Genomic DNA, 1,879 nt, shown 5'->3' on the forward strand with positions numbered 1-1,879 from the left:
TTATCAATTAAGTTAGACGTTTGGATAATTATTTACTTTGCATAAGTTACGTTATAGCAAATGGATAATTAAGGAGTACTCTAACCTAATTAGTTTTAGCTACATAAGAATCTACTAGCTTTCTAATGGCAACAAGATTTTTCTCAAAATATAATTCCGTGGGTACTTTTATAATAGGAATGTTGTTTTTATTATCAATGGGAGTAAATGGGTCGGGTACAATTATATAATCTACATCTTTCCCATCTTCTAAACAGTTAAAGACAACTTGATAAGTATCAGAGAAATAGTTTTTAATTTCTTCAGTACCTTTTTTTGTATTAAAGGCACCTAAATATGAAAAACCTGTCGCGCTGTTTCCAGATAAGACAAAACAAATTTTTTTCATGCAATCGCTCCCTTTTATTTAGTTTATCACATTATTAAACAATATATTTTACAAAAGGCGACAATAAACTGATGTACAACTAGATTACTCAATTTGTCCCTGTTGGAAAGATTGCAATTTACTTAACATAATTCTCCTTATGCCAAGTAAATTTAGACAAAAATTGTAACAGCATTTTTTAAAAAAAAGCTCATCTTTTTTTGAATTTCATTATGCAAGTGGACTACTTCTGTCTTCAACCCTACTAACCAATATGACCCAAAAAACTTACTAAAAAATCCCTCTGACAAACCAAATTTGTCTTTAATACATACCAGTTATCCATTAAAATATGCAAATTATCCCACATGAAAGATTATAGTACTTTAATGTGGGATAATTTGTATATAAATTTATAGATAGGAGGAGGTTTGGAATGAAGTTATTATGGAAATAAGGATAAGCATCAATAAAGAGTTACAAGAAGATACCGTTGAATTTTCAATTAAAGAAATGACCCCAGAGCTATCTAAAATCGTTGGTAATTTGCAAAATTTGAGTTTCAAACTAATTGCTAGTAAAGATGAAAAAAAATATCAGCTGAAATTTGATGAAGTCGTGACAATTTACTCTGAGAATAAAAAAATTGTCGTTCTCACAGAGAGTAAACAGGAGTATTTTTTGAAAGGTACATTAAAAGATATTTTCAAAAAATTACCTGCTAATTTTTTACAAATATCAAGTTCAGAAATTATTAATTCAAATAAGATATCTTATTTCGAGTTTACATTCGCTGGTAAGGTGAAAATTTACTTTGAAAACAATAATTTCACATATTCAAGTAGAAGTTATCTAAAAGAATTTAGGAGGTTTTTTGGATTATGACTATCAACTATCGAGTAACTAAATCGCTAAACTCAATTGCTATAAGTATTTCTATCTTCACTGTTTTAAGTGCAATATTATATGCTGTATTCGGACGTGGAAGTTTTCAACTTATTAACCCTTTTACCATGGCTCTTTCCAATCCTATATATAATGCTAGCATTTCTTTGCTTCTTTATGCAATGACAGGACTATACTTTTTTTACTTTATAACACTTATTAAAAATGATAAATTGGGATTTAATAAGTGGACACTAGCACATTTTATTGTCAGTGTAGTTTCTTTTTCTGTTGTAGGATTCCTAAGCGGGGTACCAATAAATGCAAGCATGGACGTGCTTGTATCTTATTATACATCAGCCTCGTGGGTTAACCTGGTTATGTATCCTATTATAGTAACACTTGTAGGTTATTGTATAACATATATGTTTATGTGGGGATATTATGTCTATCAAATAAAACAACTTAATAATAAGATTAAATAAAAAAAGCTATCAAAGTGGTGTTAGTATCAAATCTTAGACAGCTTTTCGTAGAGACAAGAATAAATTAAACTTATCTACGAGAGGATGAATTTTTATGACCCGATATGAAGAAAATTTTAAACAGATGATTGTTGAACTGAAT

3 protein-coding genes are annotated in these 1,879 nt (G+C 29.0%); 2 read left to right on the forward strand and 1 reads right to left on the reverse strand.

The window, feature by feature from the left end; genetic code table 11:
• Window positions 1–85 precede the first annotated feature (85 nt).
• On the reverse strand, window positions 86–388 hold the full coding sequence (locus tag AC1Z3S_RS19290) for a type 2 periplasmic-binding domain-containing protein (protein WP_461741730.1): 303 nt from the start codon (window positions 386–388) through the stop codon (window positions 86–88).
• Between the two features lie 426 nt (window positions 389–814).
• Here AC1Z3S_RS19290 and AC1Z3S_RS19295 point away from each other — a divergent pair, with 426 nt between their 5' ends.
• Together AC1Z3S_RS19295 and AC1Z3S_RS19300 are read left to right on the forward strand one after the other, a co-directional pair.
• Window positions 815–1,252, forward strand: coding sequence for a LytTR family DNA-binding domain-containing protein (locus AC1Z3S_RS19295; protein ID WP_461741731.1), 438 nt, complete (start codon window positions 815–817; stop codon window positions 1,250–1,252).
• On the forward strand, window positions 1,249–1,737 hold the full coding sequence (locus AC1Z3S_RS19300) for a DUF3021 family protein (RefSeq protein WP_461741732.1): 489 nt from the start codon (window positions 1,249–1,251) through the stop codon (window positions 1,735–1,737). The genes AC1Z3S_RS19295 and AC1Z3S_RS19300 overlap by 4 nt, the downstream gene beginning before the upstream one ends.
• Window positions 1,738–1,879: the final 142 nt, after the last annotated feature.

The organism is Enterococcus sp. LJL90, from assembly GCF_056924355.1.